16 protein-coding genes are annotated in these 17,472 nt (G+C 61.6%); 5 read left to right on the forward strand and 11 right to left on the reverse strand.

The window, feature by feature from the left end; translation table 11 throughout:
- The first annotated feature begins 65 nt into the window (after nt 1-65).
- The gene (locus C7A17_RS01350; RefSeq protein WP_106736317.1) at nt 66-1,817 is read left to right on the forward strand and encodes an N-acyl-D-amino-acid deacylase family protein; all 1,752 of its coding nucleotides are present in this window, start codon (nt 66-68) and stop codon (nt 1,815-1,817) included.
- Nucleotides 1,818-1,837: 20 nt separating this feature from the next.
- Nucleotides 1,838-3,310 (forward strand): betaine-aldehyde dehydrogenase, encoded by a 1,473-nt coding sequence (gene betB, locus C7A17_RS01355; RefSeq protein WP_106736318.1) that lies wholly within the window; start codon nt 1,838-1,840, stop codon nt 3,308-3,310.
- A gap of 18 nt (nt 3,311-3,328) precedes the next feature.
- On the opposite strand, the gene C7A17_RS01360 is transcribed toward betB, so the two are convergent.
- Entirely contained in the window at nt 3,329-3,952 is a 624-nt protein-coding gene (locus C7A17_RS01360; RefSeq protein WP_106736319.1) for a TetR/AcrR family transcriptional regulator, read from the reverse strand.
- 262 nt (nt 3,953-4,214) lie between these two features.
- Between C7A17_RS01360 and C7A17_RS01365 the strand changes: the two genes are divergently transcribed.
- Nucleotides 4,215-6,131, forward strand: a complete 1,917-nt coding sequence (locus C7A17_RS01365; RefSeq protein ID WP_106736320.1) for a DUF1302 domain-containing protein — start codon at nt 4,215-4,217, stop codon at nt 6,129-6,131.
- A gap of 33 nt (nt 6,132-6,164) precedes the next feature.
- Nucleotides 6,165-7,547: a DUF1329 domain-containing protein gene (locus C7A17_RS01370; protein ID WP_106736321.1), complete on the forward strand. Its 1,383-nt coding sequence runs from the start codon at nt 6,165-6,167 to the stop codon at nt 7,545-7,547.
- 116 nt (nt 7,548-7,663) lie between these two features.
- Here the strand turns inward: C7A17_RS01370 and C7A17_RS01375 are convergent, their stop codons facing one another.
- Nucleotides 7,664-8,632 carry a GTP 3',8-cyclase MoaA gene (locus C7A17_RS01375; RefSeq protein WP_106736322.1) on the reverse strand — a complete coding sequence of 323 codons (969 nt, stop codon included), beginning with the start codon at nt 8,630-8,632 and terminating at the stop codon, nt 7,664-7,666.
- A gap of 87 nt (nt 8,633-8,719) precedes the next feature.
- Nucleotides 8,720-9,343, reverse strand: coding sequence for a TetR/AcrR family transcriptional regulator (locus C7A17_RS01380; protein WP_106736323.1), 624 nt, complete (start codon nt 9,341-9,343; stop codon nt 8,720-8,722).
- 75 nt (nt 9,344-9,418) lie between these two features.
- Here C7A17_RS01380 and C7A17_RS01385 point away from each other — a divergent pair, with 75 nt between their 5' ends.
- Complete coding sequence (locus tag C7A17_RS01385; RefSeq protein WP_106736324.1) at nt 9,419-10,552, forward strand: aminotransferase class V-fold PLP-dependent enzyme; 1,134 nt, start codon at nt 9,419-9,421, stop codon at nt 10,550-10,552.
- A gap of 356 nt (nt 10,553-10,908) precedes the next feature.
- Here C7A17_RS01385 and C7A17_RS01390 read toward each other — a convergent pair whose 3' ends face one another.
- The 8 genes from C7A17_RS01390 to acpP form a co-directional block, all read right to left on the reverse strand.
- Nucleotides 10,909-11,691 carry a TatD family hydrolase gene (locus C7A17_RS01390; protein WP_106736325.1) on the reverse strand — a complete coding sequence of 261 codons (783 nt, stop codon included), beginning with the start codon at nt 11,689-11,691 and terminating at the stop codon, nt 10,909-10,911.
- A 109-nt stretch (nt 11,692-11,800) separates the two neighbouring features.
- Complete coding sequence (locus C7A17_RS01395) at nt 11,801-12,157, reverse strand: PilZ domain-containing protein (protein WP_003245164.1); 357 nt, start codon at nt 12,155-12,157, stop codon at nt 11,801-11,803.
- Between the two features lie 126 nt (nt 12,158-12,283).
- On the reverse strand, nt 12,284-13,276 hold the full coding sequence (locus C7A17_RS01400; protein ID WP_106736326.1) for a DNA polymerase III subunit delta': 993 nt from the start codon (nt 13,274-13,276) through the stop codon (nt 12,284-12,286).
- Nucleotides 13,269-13,901, reverse strand: a complete 633-nt coding sequence (tmk, locus tag C7A17_RS01405; RefSeq protein ID WP_106736327.1) for a dTMP kinase — start codon at nt 13,899-13,901, stop codon at nt 13,269-13,271. Before tmk ends, C7A17_RS01400 begins: the two co-directional genes overlap by 8 nt.
- Nucleotides 13,902-13,910: 9 nt before the next feature.
- Entirely contained in the window at nt 13,911-14,966 is a 1,056-nt protein-coding gene (gene mltG, locus C7A17_RS01410; protein ID WP_106736328.1) for an endolytic transglycosylase MltG, read from the reverse strand.
- Nucleotides 14,967-14,969: 3 nt separating this feature from the next.
- Nucleotides 14,970-15,785 (reverse strand): aminodeoxychorismate lyase, encoded by an 816-nt coding sequence (gene pabC / locus C7A17_RS01415; protein WP_106736329.1) that lies wholly within the window; start codon nt 15,783-15,785, stop codon nt 14,970-14,972.
- Nucleotides 15,785-17,029, reverse strand: a complete 1,245-nt coding sequence (gene fabF, locus C7A17_RS01420) for a beta-ketoacyl-ACP synthase II (protein ID WP_106736330.1) — start codon at nt 17,027-17,029, stop codon at nt 15,785-15,787. The genes pabC and fabF overlap by 1 nt, the downstream gene beginning before the upstream one ends.
- 111 nt (nt 17,030-17,140) lie before the next feature.
- Nucleotides 17,141-17,377, reverse strand: a complete 237-nt coding sequence (acpP, locus tag C7A17_RS01425; protein WP_003245177.1) for an acyl carrier protein — start codon at nt 17,375-17,377, stop codon at nt 17,141-17,143.
- Nucleotides 17,378-17,472: the final 95 nt, after the last annotated feature.

The following is a 17,472-nucleotide window of genomic DNA, read 5'->3' on the forward strand; positions in this document are numbered from 1 at the left end:
TATTGACAGGTATTGCTTCGCCTGTATTCTGATGTCAGTTGTAGTCAAATTACAGGACAAGAACAATGAACTATGATTTGGTCATCAGAAACGGCATCGTCTTCGATGGCGTCAATGAAAATGGCGTCAAGGCTGACGTCGCGATCAAGGCAGGAAAGATTGCAGCTGTTGGAAGCAACATTACTGATGACAAAAATTGTCAGAATGTAATTGATGCCAAGGGCTGCTGGGTGATGCCAGGCTTCCTGGAAATGCACTCGCACTACGATGCCGAAATCCTCACGTCCGCGGCCTTGAAGGAGTCGATCCGTCATGGCGTCACCACGGTGGCCACCGGCCTCTGCTCGCTGAGCATGGTGGCGGCCAGCGCTGAGGACTGCGCGGATCTGTTCAGTCGAGTCGAGTCCATTCCTCACGACCACGTACTCTCGCTGCTCAAGGAGAAGAAGCAGTGGAGCACTCCGTCGGAGTACCGCAGCTTCCTCGAAGGCTTGCCGCTGGGCCCTAACGTGGCCTGCTACATCGGTCACTCGGACATTCGCTCCGCCGCCATGGGGCTGCTGGATGCAACGACCGAGCGCACGCCCAGCGAAGCCGAGATGCGCCACATGGAAACCTTGCTCAACGATGCGCTCGACAATGGTTTCCTCGGCTTGTCCGTGATGAAGACCAAGATCGACCGCGTTGCTGGCGAGCGTGCCTGGTCGCGCCCACTGCCCTCCACCTTCGCCAGCTGGAAGGAGTTCAAGCGCCTGTTCGCTACGCTGCGCAAGCGCGGCGCGATTCTCCAGGGCGCCCCGGATGTGGCCGAACCCAGCAGCGCGGTACGACTGATGTTCGCCACTGCCGGCTGGTTCCGCCCGAAGCTGAAAACCACGCTGCTGACCGCACTGGATCTGAAGGTCGCACCACTGCTGCACATGCAGGCGCGGCTCAGCGGCTGGATTTCCAACTGGCTGCTGCAGGGCAATCTCAAGTGGCAGTTCCTGCCCGCCCCGCTGCGCGTGTACAGCGCCGGCCTCAACTTCAACAACTTCGATGAATTCTCAGGCGGCCTGATTCTGCGTAACTTCCAGAACGAGGCCGATCAGTACGCGGAAGCCGCCAAACCCGAGTTTCGCCAGGTGTTCAAGCGCGACATTCAGAGCGGTTCGAAGATCGGCCTGTGGCATCGCGACTTCTCCGACGCCTACATCGTCGCTTGCCCGGATCAATCGCTGATCGGCAAGAACTTCGCCGAAGTCGCCACCCGGCGCGGGCAGGATCCGGTGGACTGCTTCCTCGACCTCGCCGTGACCCACAAGACCGACCTGGTCTGGACCGTACTGATGGGCAACAACCGCGAGGACGTGATGCGCACCCTGATCAGGAGCCCGAACGTGCACGTCGGCTTCGCCGATTCAGGCGCACATATTCGCGGCCTAGCTTTCTACAACTTCCCGCTGCGCCTGCTCAAGTACGTGCACGACGCCGAGCGCACCGGCAAATCGTTCATGAGCACCGGCGCAGCGGTGGCCCGCGTCACCTCGGAACTGGCCAACTGGTACGGCCTGGATGCGGGACACCTGTACGTAGGGTCGCGTGCGGACATCGCCATCATCGACCCGAGCGGCCTGGACGAAAGCCTCGACCAGGTGACGGAAGCCTGCATCGAGAACACCTCGCTGATGCGCCTGGTCAACCGCAACGACCGCGCCGTGCTGGCCACCCTGGTCAACGGTCGCGTCGCCTACAGCCGTGACGAGGGCTACGCCGAGGATCTGGGCCACTCCCAATCCTATGGGCGCTTCCTGCCCGCCCACAGAACCTGCGCTTGAGCGAATACGGAGCCACATAGATGGAAACCAAACTGATCGGCCAGTTCATTGGCGGCGAACACCATGTGGTGGAAGGTGGCGACAGCTTCACCACCCTCAACCCCGCCAACGGCGAGGTGCTCGCACACGTCCAGCAGGCAAGCAAGGCGCAGATCGACAAGGCTGTACGCCAGGCCGCGCAAGCTCAACGCACCTGGGCAGCGCTGAACCCGACTGCACGCACCGGCATCCTGCTGGATGCCGCAAACCTCATCGCCCGGCACAACGAGGAACTCGCCCACCTGGAAACGGCCGACACCGGCAAACCGATCCACGACACCGCACGCGTCGATATCGCTGGCGGCGTGGCGGTGATGCGTTACTTCGCCGGGCTGGCAGCAGCGCTGGAGGGGCGCCAATCCCCGGTGAACGGCAGCGCGTTCACCTACACCCGCCGCGAACCGCTGGGAGTCGTCGCCGGGATCGGCGCCTGGAATTACCCGGTGCAGATCGCGATGTGGAAACTGGCGCCTGCCCTGGCAGCCGGCAACGCAATGCTGTTCAAGCCGAGCGAAGTGACACCGCTGAGCACCCACCGGCTGGCCGAACTGCTGGTGGAGGCCGGCGTTCCCGCAGGCCTGTTCAACGTGCTACAGGGCAACCATGAGGTCGGCCGCGCGCTCATCGAGCATCCGGGGATCGCCAAGGTGTCCTTCACCGGCAGCGTCCCGACAGGCATGAAGGTCATGAGTGCGGCCGCTGGCACACTGAAAAAGACGACCATGGAGTTGGGCGGCAAATCACCGCTGATCATCATGCCCGATGCCGATCTGGAGCGTGCCGCGGACATCGCCACCATGGCCAACTTCTTCAGCAGCGGCCAGGTGTGCACCAGCGGCACCCGCGTCTTCGTCCACCGCAGCGTCAAGGCCAGGTTCGAGGAACTACTGCTGGCGCGCGTCAGAGCGATCGCCATTGGTGATCCGGCAGACCCGGCCACCCGTTTTGGTCCCCTGGTCAGCCAGGAACACAGAGAAAAGGTGATGGGATACATCCGCAGCGGGCTCGAAGAAGAGGCACGCCTGCTGACCGGCGGCGACGCACCAAGCGCTGCAACCCTGGCCTCGGGCAGCTACCTGCTGCCGACGGTATTCACCGACTGCACCGACACGATGCGCATCGTCCGAGAGGAAATCTTCGGCCCAGTGATGAGCATTCTGAGCTTCGACAGCGAAAGTGAAGTGCTACGTCGTGCCAACGATTCGGAGCTGGGCCTGGCTGGCGGCGTGGTGACCCAGGATCTGGCGACCGCGCACCGAATTGTTCACGCCCTGGAGGCAGGGATCTGCTGGATCAACACCTGGGGCCAGGTACCGGCGCACATGCCGGTGGCTGGTCAGAAACTCTCAGGCCTGGGCCAGGAAAACGGCATCGATGCGCTGTACGAACACACCAAGGTCAAATCCGTGTTCGTCGAGCTGGGGGCTTACAGCTCGGTGTTCCCGCCGAACTGAGTCGATGCGGGTGCGCCCTCAGTTGGCGCACCCCTCGATGATCGCCCTGGCGCTCTCGGCCAGTTGCTCGATGGGGTCGCGGTAATTGCTCAGGTGCCAGAACACCGCCATCTGGTTGATCGCGCCGAGCAAGCCCATGCACACGTAGAGTTCCGATGCGACCGGTTTGAGACCGCCATACAGACGCCCCATACCGCTCAGGAAGATGTTGCAGAAGCGCAGGTTGTTCTGCTGATACAGGTTATCGACCCGCTCACTCACGCCCAGTACCTCGACCAGCACGATGCGCGCGACGTAAGGGTCGCGCATGCATTCGAAGAAGCTCGTAAGAACAGCTCGCTGCTCATCCGCAGTGCCGGCGCTGATCCCCTGCACCTGCGCGCTGATACGCTGCTCGATCTCGCCCATGACCAGGGCGTAGACCTCGCAGAGCAGATCTTCAGTACCGCTGAACGACTCGTAGAAGTAACGATCGGTGAGCTTGGCATGGGCACACAGATCGCGAACGGTGGTCGCCCGATAGCCGGCCGAACCGAATAGATGAATCCCCGCCTGAAGGAACGCCTCCCGGCGCACTTTCACCCGCTGCTCCTGGCTCACACCGCGATAGGATCGCTCCCCTGCTCCGCTTCCCTTGCTCATTCAACACCCCAAATATGGTTTCACTTGTAGTCAGATAGATTCGACGAAGCAAGTCGGCATCAGCGAACCTGCAATGACTCTAATTATCGCAACAAAGCCCCTGATAAAACAGAATGAAACACGCTAAAACAAATTGACATGACCTGCCTTCAGATTAATCTTGATGTCACGTGTCGTCAGATTAACACAGCCGTGATGAGGCCCGCCTTGCACCCGCGATGACACGCTTTCACAAAAACAACAACACCTGTGGAGCAGTATCATGACCACCTACTCCTTGGCTCGGCGGCATCAGACGAAGCATGGCTTCGCACTGCTCGGGCTGGCATCCGCACTTTCCTTCAGCACCGCCGTCAATGCCATCGAATTCAGTTTCGCTGACGGAGAAGTCTCTGGCACCCTCGACACCACCGTGTCGTACGGACAGTTCTGGCGAGTCCAGGGTCAGGCCAAGGATAACGACGCGATCAATGGCAACGACGGCAACCGTAACTTCGACACCGGGCTGGCCTCGGAAGTCTTCAAGGTCACCTCCGAGCTCGAAGCCCGCTACCAGAACTACGGGGTTTTCGTGCGCGGTACGGCGTTCTATGACACGCAGATCATGGACAAGCGTACCGACTTCAACAAGAACAACCCCAACAACGAGCCCAGTCAGAACTACCCGGACAACGACAGTTTTACCCGTGATACGCGCCACGCAGCAGGGCGCTCCGGCGACATTCTCGATGCCTACATTTACGGCACCTGGGACGTGTTTGAGCGCCCCCTGTCAGCGCGCCTTGGCAAGCAGGTGTTCAACTGGGGCGAGGGCCTGTTCTATCGTGGCGTCGGCGTCGCTAACCCACTCAACGCGACGAAGTACCGACTGCCCGGCGCACAGATCAAGGAAGTGATCACGCCGGTTGAGGCGTTCAGCTTCAACGTCGGCCTGACCGAAAGCCTCAACCTCGAGGCCTATTACCAGTTCAAGTGGAAAGAGACCGCGATGGATCCGGTGGGCTCGTACTACTCCACCACCGACATCTTCGGCGCTGGCGGTGAAGCGGCCTATGCCACCATCCCCGATCTGATCCCGGCCCTGGCCGCCTATGACTTCGCCAGCGCCCTGCCTGGCGGTATCGGCACCGGCCCCCACAACGCCACGCGCTACATCGACCCCACCACAGGCACCTTCAAGGTCGGCAACGTCGGTTCCGATGCCGAGGCGCGTGACAGTGGCCAGTTCGGCATCAGCCTGCATTACATCGCCGAATCGCTGAACTACACCGACTTCGGTTTCTACTACGTCAATTACCACACCAAGGAACCGGTGCAGCAGGTCGACTTCGACGGCTACCGCGGTGTCGATATGAACACCCTGGGTTCGATTCTCGGCGCCCAAACCGCCCAAGCACTGGCAACCGTCGACATGTCGCTGAATTCCAATGTACGCCGCAAGTACGTCGAGGACGTGCGGGTAATGGGCGTCAGCTTCAGCACCACCGTCGGTAATGCCTCGGTATTCGGCGAGCTGGCCTACAAACCCAACATGCCGATTGCCGTGAGCGCGACCAACGACATCCTCGGCGACCTGCTCACTCAAGGCCTGGCCGGCACCTCGTCGATCTACGACGGCAACGTCGCAGACAGCGCAGCCTGCGGCCAGGTGGCAAACCAGCGCCTGTGTCGCGGCGGGCGCGTTGCCAACTACGAGCGCGTCGAGGCCTTCAACGCCTCGCTTGGCACCATCTACAACTTCGGCCCTTCGCTGGGTTTCGACTCGCTGATCGGCGTCGCGGAAGTCGCCACAGAGCAACTGCACGGCAGCAGCCTGACCTACACCGGCTACGCACCAACGGCGGAGAAACGCAAGTTCGTCGGCTCGCCTGACACGGCCTCGAACCCGATCGACCGCGAGTCCTATGGCTACACGGTGAGCATGAGCGGCACCTGGAACGACGTGTACGCCGGGGTGAACCTCTCGCCTTTCATCGTTCACAGCTACGACTTCAAGGGCAACTCACACCTGACCGGCAGCTTCATGGAGGGCCGCAAGGCCTACACCGTCGGCGTGCGCGCCAACTACATGGGGCGCTTCGAAGCCGGCCTGCAATACACCGCATTCACCGGCGCCGGCACCAGCAACCTGATCCGCGACCGGGACAACGTCAGCTTCGACATGCAGTACTCGTTCTAACGACAGCCAAGCATTCCCATTACGAGACCCATCATGCGCACCTCACTTCTCTCCAGCAAACGCTGCCTGCTGGCATTGGCAACGGCAGCCTCTCTCAGCCTTGGCATAGCGCACGCAGCCATCAGCGCTCAGGAAGCCGAGCGCCTCGGCGGCGAACTCACCCCACTGGGCGGTGAAAAGGCCGGCAACGCAGACGGCAGTATCCCGGCCTGGGATGGCGGCCTGACCGTCGCGCCAGCCGGCTTCACACCCGGCAAGCACTATGTCGACCCCTTCCCGGACGACAAGCCGCTGTTCACCATCACAGCGCAGAACTTCGAGCAATACCGGGACAAGCTCTCGGACGGCCAGATCGCCATGCTCAAAACCTATCCACAGACCTTGTCCTACCCGGTCTATCAGACTCGTCGCACCGCGGCAGCGCCAGATTGGGTCTACGCCAACACCCGCAAGAACGCCACCACCGCCACCCTGGTAGGCGGCGGCAACGGCTTTACCAATGCCTATGGCGGCATCCCCTTCCCCATCCCGCAGAGCGGCGTGGAAGCGGTGTGGAACCATATCGCGCGCTATCGCGGCACCTACCTAGTGCGCAACCTCTCCGAAGCCACGGTTCAGGCAAACGGCGCCTACAACCTCAGCACCTTCGATCAGCGTGTGTTGTTCAACTACTACATCAAGGATGGCGATCCGGCGAAGCTCGACAACATCCTGTTCTACTACCTGGCCTCGGCCCGCAGCCCTGCCCGCATCGCAGGCCAGGCGGCGCTGCTCTATGAAACGCTGGATCAGGTCAAGGAACCACGCATGGCCTGGGGCTACGTACCGGGCGTGCGCCGGGTTCGCCGCGCCCCGACCTTGGCCTATGACACGCCGGAAGAGAACTCCGACAACCTGATGACGCTGGACGACCGGGACATGTTCAACGGCTCGCCGGATCGCTACGAATGGAAGCTGGTCGGCAAGAAGGAGATGTACATCCCCTACAACAACTACCGCATCCTCAGCCCGTCGATCAAATACAAGCAACTGATCCAGCCCGGCCATCTCGCCCCCGAGCAGACCCGCTTCGAACTGCACCGCGTGTGGGTAGTAGAAGGCACCCTGAAAGGTTCGGCGCGCCACATCTACTCCAAACGCACCTTGTATTTCGATGAGGACAGCTGGCAGGTGGCGATGACCGATCGTTACGACAGCCGCGGCGAACTCTGGCGTGTCGGCATGGGCTACCTGACCAACTTCTACGATCTGCCCACCATCTGGTCGTCGATCGACGTGTTCTACGACCTGCAATCGCGTCGCTACGTGGTGCACAAGCTGGAAAACGAAGAGAGCAGCACGCTCGACTTCACCCAGCCGATCCCCTCACGCGACATCTTCAAACCCGCCAACCTGCAGCGGATGGGCAACCGCTGATTCGAGGCAGGCACGAAACGCAACGGCGCCGCGTCAGGCTTGCATAGCGACGCGGCGCCGTTGTTTTGAGAAGGGCTTGGAACAGCTGCGGCCTGCAGGCGGCAGCGAAGGCAGCGTCAACCGCCGATGATCTTCATCACCGTGACGCCACCTGAGAAGGCCAGATCCTGTTTGTCGCCCAACGCCTTGACCAGCAGGCGCTGCAATGCCGGCAAGGCCTGATGGCGCGGCTTGTCGAGCAGGTCGCCAACGAAGTGGCGGTTGCTCGACGACAGGCAGCCATGCAGCCAGCCGGTAGACGACAGGCGTAGGCGCGAGCAGGTACGGCAGAACGGTACGCTCTCGTTGGCGATCACACCAAAGTGACCCGTACCGGGAATGGCATAGCGCATCGCCGTGGCATCCACCGGCGCGCTGGCCTGGACGTACTGGTGACGGCTGCCGATCAGTTCCAGCAGCTCGGGCAAGCCGACGAACTGCTGGTTGAATGCATTGCCATCGCGCGCCAGGTGACCCATGCGCATCAGTTCGATGAAGCGCAACTCGAAGCCACGTTCCAGGCAGTACTCCAGCAGCGGCAATACCTGATCCAGGTTCTGTCCGCGCAGCGGCACCATGTTGACCTTGACCCTCATCCCGGCTTCGCGGGCCGCCTCCATGCCAGCGAGCACGGTGGCTAGGTCGCCACCGCGAGCAATGCTGCGAAAAGCGTCAGCGTCGAGGGTATCGAGGGAAACATTCAGGCGGCGGATACCGCACTCCACCAGCAACGGCAGCTTGCGCTCGAGCAACTGGCCATTGGTGGTCAGGCTAATGTCGTCGAGGCCGAGCTGGCTGACCTGGCACAGGAAGGGTTCCAGGCGCGTGCTGACCAGGGGCTCGCCACCAGTGATACGCAGGCGTTCGATGCCGGCGGCTTCGATCAGATAAGCCACGCCACGTGCCATGGCGTCGGCCGAGAGCTCGTCCTGAGCAGCAACCAGGCGCTTGCCGTTCGGCACACAGTAAGTGCAGGCGTAGTTACAGGCAGCAGTCAGGCTGACACGAAGATTGCGAAAGCGTCTGCCCTGGCGGTCGACGATCATGGAGAACTCCAGAGGAGGAATGGCTGGAGTATATCGCGCCACCGACCATGACAGGTCATGGTCGATGAGACGAAAAGCGGCCTCTGATCAGGCGTCGCGCTTGCGCTTGTTGCCCATCCGCACGCCGATATCCATAAGGAACTGGAAGAAGCCTTCCTGATCCTCGAGCACGTTGCTCCAGAACGGCGAGTGGTACAGCGCCACGGCGCCATGCACCAGCGCCCAGGCGGCGCAGTAGTGGAAGTACGGCGGTACGTCTTCCAGCTTGCCTTCGGCGATGCGCCCCTTGATCAACTGGGTCAGGCGCTCGAAATTGGAAGCACGGATCTTGTGCAACTGCTCGACCATCTCCGGCACCTGGTTGCCCTTGACCACCTTCTCTTCCAGGCGGTCGAACAGGCGATAGCGCTGCGGGTCGCGCATGCGGAACTCGAAGTAGGCACGCGACAGCGCTTCCTTGTCGCGATCCACATCAGCCGAATGCAGCAGCGTGTTGAGATCGCGCTCGTAGTCGAGCATCAGGCGCAGATAGATCTCCGCTTTGGACTTGAAGTGCTTGTAGATAGTGCCTTTGCCGATACCGACCGCATCAGCGATCATCTCGACGGTAACGCTGTCTTCTCCCTGCTCGAGGAAGAGTTTCAGCGCGGTATCGAGAATTTCTTGCTCGCGGCGACGGAATTCGCGGACCTTACGGGGTTCTTTCTGCATAAAGGGACTATGGGGTCAAAAATCGAAGCCGCTTATTATGCCCAAATGCGGCCAAATTGCACGGATCATCCGACCATGTACGTATTTCATGATGAGTTTCCCCAAGAACACGGACTGCGCTATCTGAACCACGCGGCGGTCGCTCCCTGGCCGAAACGCAGTGCTGAAGCGGTTCGGCGGTTCTCCGAAGTGAACGTGAGCAGTGGCGCACGCGACTATTCAGACTGGTTGAAACTGGAGCGTAGCCTACGCGAACGCCTTATGCGCCTGATGAACGCATCAAGTACCGGCGATATCGCACTGGTCAAGAATACCTCCGAAGCACTTTCCTTCGTGGCCTTTGGTCTGGACTGGCGTGCGGGCGACCAGGTGATCATCAGCAACGAGGAATTTCCCTCCAACCGCATCGTCTGGCTGGCATTGGCCGCTCAAGGCGTGGAGGTGGTCGAGGTCAACCTGAGCGGCGCAGACCCCGAAGCCGCCCTGCTCGCCGCCATCACGCCACGCACACGCTTGCTGTCGATCAGCGCCGTGCAGTTCGCCAGCGGCCTGCGCCTGGATCTGCAGCGTCTCGGCCGGGGCTGCCGCCAACACGGCGTGCTGTTCTGCATCGATGCCATCCAGCAGCTCGGTGCCCTACCCTTCGATGTCCAGGCCTATGACTGCGACTTCGCCATGGCCGACGGCCACAAGTGGATGCTCGGCCCGGAGGGCTTAGGTGTCTTCTATTGCCGCAGTGAAGTGCGCGCTCAACTCAAGCTGCATGAATACGGCTGGCACATGCTCGAACATGCCGGTGACTACACCCGCACGGACTGGCAACCGGCGCGCAGTGCACGACGCTTCGAGTGCGGCAGCCCGAACATGCTCGGCGCCTTCGCCCTGGAGGCGAGCCTGTCGCTGCTCGAGGAGGTCGGCATGGACAAGGTCGGCGCACTGGTGGAAGAACGGGTGCAGCGTCTGACCGATGGCATTCGTAGACTACCCTGCGCGGTGATCCATAGCCCTCTCGACACAGCGCGCCGCGCCGGCATTTTCAGCTTCAGCCTGGCGGGCTGGGACAATCCGGCGCTGTATCAGCGCCTGCGCGAGGAACAGGTGATCTGCGTACAGCGTGGCCCAGGTGTCCGCCTGTCGCCTCATTTCTATACCACTGAGCAGGTGATCGAGGAAACGCTGGGGCTTCTAACCCAGCTGGCAAAAGGGTGAGGACTCAGCAGCGGCCGCGGTATTCCAAATCTGTTTAAAAAACACCCAATTCGGCCTGGACGCTCGCCTCTCATGGCCAATACTGGAACTTACTGGTGTGCGGCATCTCCCCCCAAGTGCCCCGCCAGCCAAGGTACCGTGGATCGCGTACCTTGATTTACTCCTAATGGTCTTGACCCGGATTCATCCCCCAGAATCCGGGTTTTTTTTGCTCAGCAGATCGCCGCTTCTGTAGGGTGGATTAGCCGCCTGTCACGGTTGTTGATTTCACAGAGTCCGGGCGCGGTGTACCCCACCGCCGATTCAATACCTTACATCGCTTGGTGCGCACAGCGCACCCTACGGCCCGCTGTACGTCAGGCCACACTCGCCAGCGGGAACAGGCGTTTGAAGTTGCTCGAGGTCTGCTCGGCTAGCGTCTCGTAACTCACGCCACGCAGCACGGCCAAATACTCGGCCACTTCACGCACATATTGCGGCAGGTTGGGTTTGCCACGATGCGGCACCGGTGCCAGATATGGCGAGTCGGTTTCCACCAGCAGACGGTCGACCGGCACCTGACGCGCCACCTCACGCAAGGCCTCGGCATTGCGGAAGGTGACGATGCCCGACAGCGAAATATAGAAACCGATATCCAGCGCCGCCTTGGCCATTTCCCAGTCTTCGGTGAAACAGTGCAGTACTCCGGCTTGCGGCAGCGCTGCTTCACGCAGCAATGCCAGGGTATCGGCGCGGGCTTCGCGGGTATGCACGATCACCGGCTTGCCGGTGATACGCGCTGCGTCCAGATGCAGCCGGAACGAAGCCTGCTGCAACGCGGCAGACTCCGGCTCGTAGTGATAATCCAACCCTGTCTCGCCGATGGCGACCACCTTCGGGTGCGCCAGCTCGCCGAGCAGCCAATCCAGAGCGGGCTCAGCACCAGGCTCGAGATCCAGTGGGTGAACACCAACCGAACAATCGACATCCGGGTAACGCTCGGCCAGGTTCTTCACCGTTGCGGCGTTGTCGGCACTCACGCCGATACACAGGAAATGGCCAACCCCTGCGGCACGCGCCGCGTCCAGGGCAGCATCCAGCGAACCGCCATGGGCGGCAAGGTCGAGACGGTCTAGGTGGCAGTGGGAATCGATCAGCACAGCGACAACTCGGGCAATGACAAAGCCCGAATTGTAATCGAAAGCGGCGGATGCCTGGTCGTGTGGGAGGGGCTTTAGCCGCGACGATACGAGTTCGCGGCCAGAAGAGTTACATCGTATGGGTCGGGCGGTCGGATTTCAGCGCACCGGCCAGGTAGGTCTCGATCTTGTTGCGCGCGGTGTTGTCACCGTCATTGAACTGCACGCCGACACCGGCAGCGCGGTTGCCCTGGGCGCCCTTCGGGGTGATCCACACCACCTTGCCGGCCACCGGGATCTTCTCCGGCTCGTCCATCAGATTGAGCAGCATGAACACTTCGTCACCGAGCTTGTAGCTCTTGTTGGTGGGGATGAAGAGGCCGCCATTCTTGATAAAAGGCATGTACGCCGCATAGAGCACGGACTTGTCCTTGATGGTCAGGGACAGAATTCCGTTACGGGGGCCCAGATTGGGTGGCAGGCTCATTCGCGCATTCCTGGCAGCTATTGCGTAGTGCCCGATTCTAGGGCCTGTGCGGGCTCGCGTGCAAACCACTGGCCAGCATACTGCTAGCAGAATGTGACGCTCTGCCGAATCCGCCAGAACCTTGCATCAACGGCGATCGGTACCGGGCAATGCCGCCCACTGCACCAATAGCGCCTCCAACAGCAGCACCTGATTGAGATTGGCCTTACCGATCACTTTCTGACGCTGCTCCAGTAGCCAGCTCTGCATCGCCAATACCTTGGGCTGAGGCGTCTTGTCCGCCAGGTACTGCACGACCTTGTGCATGTCGGCAAGGCCAAGCCCCTGTTCATCCTGAGTCAGCTGGTAGCGCAACATCAGTTGCGTCCAATCACAGAACCAATCGAACAGCAGGTTCATCGGCAGCGCTTTCCAACTCTCGGCCAATTGACTCGGCGCCACCTGTTGCTTGAGCAGTTTCTTCACGCCATCCACCGCCAGGGCTCGCTGCTCACGCACGCCCTGCTCCTGCAAACGCAACGCCGCCAAAGGCGAGCCAGCAGCCAAGGTCAGCAGATCGGCACGCTCTTCGTCACCCAGGTCGGGTAGCGACTTGGCCAGCCAGGCCAGACTCATCGCCTCGCTCGGCAGAGGACAGGCCTGCTGGACGCAACGGCTCTTGATGGTCGGTAGCAGGCGACTGGGCTGGTGACTGATCAGCAGCAAAACGGTATTGCCGGACGGCTCTTCCAGGCTCTTGAGCAAGGCGTTGGCCGCATTGAGGTTCATGGCCTCTGCCGGCTCCAGCAGCACCACCTTGCGCCCGCCGAGCTGAGCGGTCTGCACCACGAACTCGACCAATTCGCGTACCTGATCGACCTTGATCGGCTTGTCCGCTTCCTCGGGCTCAAGGACGAAGTTATCCGGGTGGGTGCCCGCAGCCAGCAGGTGGCAGGATTTGCAATTACCGCAAGCCTCCAGCGCATTTGGTTTCTGGCACAACAGGCTGGCCATCAGGCGCTCGGCCAGGGCACGCTTGCCGATGCCCGCCGGGCCATGCAGCAGGTAGGCATGGGCATGCTGACTACGCCCAGCCAATTGCTGCCAGAGCGTCTCCTGCCAGGGATAGACTTCAGCCACGGCAGGCCTCCAGCAGGCTCGGCAGCAAGGCATCTATATCGGCCTGCACCTGAGTCAGGGTCTGCCCGGCATCCAGCACGCGGTAGCGCTGTGGTGCCTGCTCAGCACGTCGCAGGTAAGCCTGACGTACCGCCTCGAAGAAACCACGGCCTTCCTGTTCGAAGCGATCCAGACGGCCACGTGCAGCCGCACGCGCCAGACCGACCTCGACCGGTAAATCGAAGATCAAGGTCAGATCCGGGCGCAACTCACCCTGAACGAACTGCTCCAGCTGCGCGATACGCTCGGTGGACAGCCCTCGCCCACCGCCTTGGTAGGCGTATGTAGCATCGGTGAAACGATCACACAGCACCACGCTGCCCTTGGCCAAGGCCGGGCGAATGACCTGTTGCAGATGTTGGGCCCGCGCGGCGAACACCAGCAGCAGTTCGGTATCGACCGCCATGGGCTCGTCGCTGGGTGCCAGCAGCAATTCGCGAATGCGCTCGGCCAGCGGCGTACCGCCCGGTTCGCGGGTCAGCAGCACCTCGACGCCCTGCTCGCGCAAGCGCTCGGCGAGGTACTCGCGATTGGTGCTTTTACCGGCGCCTTCCGGGCCTTCCAGAGTAATAAACAGACCGGTCACGGATTGCCCTTATTCAGTGTCGGCAGCCGCGCGTGGTGCGGGGCTGGAACGGTAATCGGCACGGCGCTTGAGCTGGTATTCGCGCACCGCGCGGTTGTGCTCGTCCAGGGTTCTGGAGAACACATGGCTGCCGTCGCCTCGTGCGACGAAATACAGCGTGGAGCCATCGAGCGGATTGAGCGCCGCATTGATCGCCTCACGGCCGACCATGGCGATTGGCGTGGGCGGCATGCCGTCGATGGTGTAGGTGTTGTAGGGCGTCGGCGTGCGCAGGTCGGCACGGGTGATACGGCCGTTGTAGCGCTCGCCCATGCCGTAGATCACCGTGGGGTCGGTCTGCAGACGCATGCCGATGCGCAGGCGGCGCACGAATACCCCGGCGATTTCACCGCGTTCCTCGGGTACGCCGGTTTCCTTCTCGATCATTGATGCCATGATCAAGGCATCGTAGGGCTCACGGTAGGGCAAGCCCTCGGCACGCTTTTGCCATTCTTCAGCCAGTACGGCTTCGAGGCGCGCGTTGGCCTGCTTGAGCAGATCCTCATCGCTCATGCCACGCACATAGCGATAGGTATCAGGGAAGAAGCGTCCTTCCGGGTTCTGCCCGGCAAGACCCAGACGCTCCATCAACTGCGCGTCGGTGAGATCGGCCAGACGCTGCTCCAGGCGCTCCTGTCGGCCTAACGCGGCACGTACCTGGCGGAAGTTCCAGCCCTCGACCAGGGTCAGGCTGTACTGCACCACCTCGCCGCGTTGCCACAGGCCGAGCATGTCCTTGGCCGTGTGCTCGGGCAGCAGTCGATACTCGCCACTGTGCAAGGCTGGCGCGCGCAGGTTGAATCGCCAGTAAAGACGCAGCCAGAGGGCGTTGTCGATCACGCCCTCCGCCTCCAGGCGATTGAGCAGCCCACTCGGGGTGGCACCGGTCGGCACCTCCAGCAGCATTTCTTCAGTCAGATGCAGGGGTTGCTCCAGCGCCCTCTGCTGTTGCCAGGCGGCTCCCACCACCAGCAACGCGGCCAGCAGCACGCCGCACTCGAGCAGCACCAAAATCTTGCGTAGCACCAGTTATTTACTCAGTAGGTCGCAAACGATGGCCTGCAGTTTACGGGTGAGCGGCCCGACCGACCAGTGTCGCTCTTGCAGCGCCCGCACAGGCCAGATGCCGTAAAGGCTGTTGCAGAGAAAGACTTCGTCCGCCCCCAGCAGTTCGTCGAAGGAAATATCGCGTAACTCGATGGACAACCCGAGCAACTGCGCCTGCTGCAGGATTTCGGCGCGCATCACACCGGCCACCCCACAGCGCGATAGATCGGCGGTAACCAGCCCGCCAGCCACGACCAGAAACAGATTGCTGTACACCCCTTCGATGACCCGACCGCTGCTGTCACACATCAGCCCTTCGGCGCACTCGGCATCCTGCCACTCGGCACGCGCCAATACCTGCTCCAAGCGGTTGAGGTGCTTGAGTCCAGCCAGTGCAGGTTGCTCGGCCAGCCGGGTTACACAAGGGAACAGACGTACGCCCTGCTCGGCATGCGCAGCGGGATACTGCGGTAGCGGAGCCGCCTGCAGGATACGCAGCGGCTGGCAGGGTTGTGGCGGCGCGTAGCCGCGCTGGCCCTCGCCGCGGGTGACGACCAGCTTGGCCACCCCCTCGTCGAGCTGCGCAGCGAAGGCCTGCAGTTCGGCCTCCATCAGGGTCAGATCGAGCGGGATGGACAGACGCCGACAACCGTCGGCCAGGCGCACCAGATGTCGCGCCAGCAGCGGGATACGCCCACCACGCACGGCGATGGTCTCGAACAGACCATCGCCGTAAGCCAGGCCACGGTCGCGAACCGACAACTGCTCGCCGGGCGCGCCGTTGACCCAGCTGCGCATCAACCGTTGAACCGACGGAACAACAGCGAGCCGTTGGTGCCGCCAAAGCCGAAGGAGTTCGACAGAGCGATCTCGATCGGCCTGGCTTTGGCCTGATGCGCAACGAAGTCCAGATCGCAGCCTTCGTCCGGCTCGTCCAGGTTGATCGTCGGCGGCGCGACCTGATCACGGATCGCCAGCACGCTGAAGATCGCCTCCACCGCACCAGCAGCGCCGAGCAGGTGACCGGTCATCGACTTGGTCGAGCTGACCGACAGCTTGTAGGCGTGATCACCGAACACGCTCTTGACTGCCGCAGCTTCGGCGATATCGCCAGCCGGGGTCGAAGTACCGTGAGCGTTGATGTACTGCACCTGATCGGCATTGATGCCAGCATCACGCAGCGCCGCCTTCATGCAGCGGGCAGCACCGGCGCCATCCTCGGGCGGTGAAGTCATGTGGAAGGCATCGCCACTCATGCCGAAGCCAATCAGCTCGGCATAGATGGTGGCGCCACGCGCCTTGGCGTGTTCCAGCTCTTCCAGCACCAGGGCGCCAGAACCATCGGAGAGCACGAAGCCATCACGGCCCTTGTCCCAGGGACGACTTGCCTTGGCCGGCTCATCGTTACGGGTCGACAGCGCGCGAGCAGCGCCGAAACCACCCATACCCAGACCGCAGGCAGCCATCTCGGCACCGCCGGCAACCATCACGTCAGCTTCACCATAGGCGATGTTGCGCGCGGCCATGCCAATGCAGTGGGTACCCGTGGTGCACGCCGTGGTAATGGCGTAGTTCGGCCCCTGCAGACCCAGATGGATCGACAGGAAGCCGGAAATCATATTGATGATCGAGCCTGGCACGAAGAACGGCGAAATACGCCGCGGCCCCTGCTCATGCAGCGATTTGCAGTTGTTCTCGATATTGGTCAGGCCGCCGATACCGGAGCCCATGGCCACGCCAATACGCTCACGATTGGCGTCAGTGACCTCCAGACCGGAGTCACGCATCGCCTGGAAGCACGCAGCGAGGCCATACTGAATGAATAGGTCGAGCTTGCGCGCCTCCTTGGCGGAGAGGTACTCCTCGACATTGAAACCTTTGACCGACCCGCCAAAACGGGTGGAGTAGGCGGACAGGTCCATGTGTTCAATCAGACCGATGCCACTGCGCCCGGCCAAAATGCCCTGCCAGCTGCTCGGCACATCGTTACCCAGCGGCGACAGCATGCCCATACCGGTAACCACGACGCGTCTACGCGACACAGCAATCTCCTCTTGTTCTACTCAGGCGCTGCAGGCGCCTTGCACGTAAAGAAAAGCCGCACGCCTGATTAGGGCAGTGCGGCTTCTCTCGGTCAGAAAGCTGACGGTGACTTATTGCGCGTGGGCAGTCACGTAGTCGATAGCTTCCTGAACGGTGGTGATCTTCTCGGCTTGCTCGTCCGGGATCTCGGTCTCGAATTCTTCCTCGAGAGCCATCACCAGCTCAACGGTGTCAAGAGAGTCGGCACCCAGGTCTTCAACGAAGGAAGCGCTGTTGGTGACTTCCTCTTCCTTGACGCCAAGTTGCTCGGCAACGATTTTCTTGACGCGTTCTTCGATGGTGCTCATACCTTGTTTTCACTCCTATTGGACAAATCCAGGCAGCTGGTAGCGGCCAAGTGTATAGAAAGGGTTTTTAGCATTTCAAGCTGAATGCCGGGGAG

Source organism: Pseudomonas mendocina, from assembly GCF_003008615.1.
GTDB classification, from domain to species: Bacteria; Pseudomonadota; Gammaproteobacteria; order Pseudomonadales; family Pseudomonadaceae; genus Aquipseudomonas; species Aquipseudomonas mendocina_C.

Bases quoted from the DNA above. Each gene is read 5' to 3' on its own strand.
- C7A17_RS01380 (WP_106736323.1), bottom strand. From the start codon at position 9,343: ATGCAGAAAGAACCCCGTAAGGTCCGCGAATTCCGTCGCCGCGAGCAA.
- C7A17_RS01375 (WP_106736322.1), bottom strand. From the start codon at position 8,632: ATGATCGTCGACCGCCAGGGCAGACGCTTTCGCAATCTTCGTGTCAGC.
- pabC (WP_106736329.1), bottom strand. From the start codon at position 15,785: ATGCGCAGCTGGGTCAACGGCGCGCCCGGCGAGCAGTTGTCGGTTCGC.
- C7A17_RS01370 (WP_106736321.1), top strand. From the start codon at position 6,165: ATGCGCACCTCACTTCTCTCCAGCAAACGCTGCCTGCTGGCATTGGCA.
- C7A17_RS01360 (WP_106736319.1), bottom strand. From the start codon at position 3,952: ATGAGCAAGGGAAGCGGAGCAGGGGAGCGATCCTATCGCGGTGTGAGC.
- C7A17_RS01365 (WP_106736320.1), top strand. From the start codon at position 4,215: ATGACCACCTACTCCTTGGCTCGGCGGCATCAGACGAAGCATGGCTTC.
- C7A17_RS01350 (WP_106736317.1), top strand. From the start codon at position 66: ATGAACTATGATTTGGTCATCAGAAACGGCATCGTCTTCGATGGCGTC.
- C7A17_RS01395 (WP_003245164.1), bottom strand. From the start codon at position 12,157: ATGAGCCTGCCACCCAATCTGGGCCCCCGTAACGGAATTCTGTCCCTG.
- acpP (WP_003245177.1), bottom strand. From the start codon at position 17,377: ATGAGCACCATCGAAGAACGCGTCAAGAAAATCGTTGCCGAGCAACTT.
- betB (WP_106736318.1), top strand. From the start codon at position 1,838: ATGGAAACCAAACTGATCGGCCAGTTCATTGGCGGCGAACACCATGTG.
- C7A17_RS01385 (WP_106736324.1), top strand. From the start codon at position 9,419: ATGTACGTATTTCATGATGAGTTTCCCCAAGAACACGGACTGCGCTAT.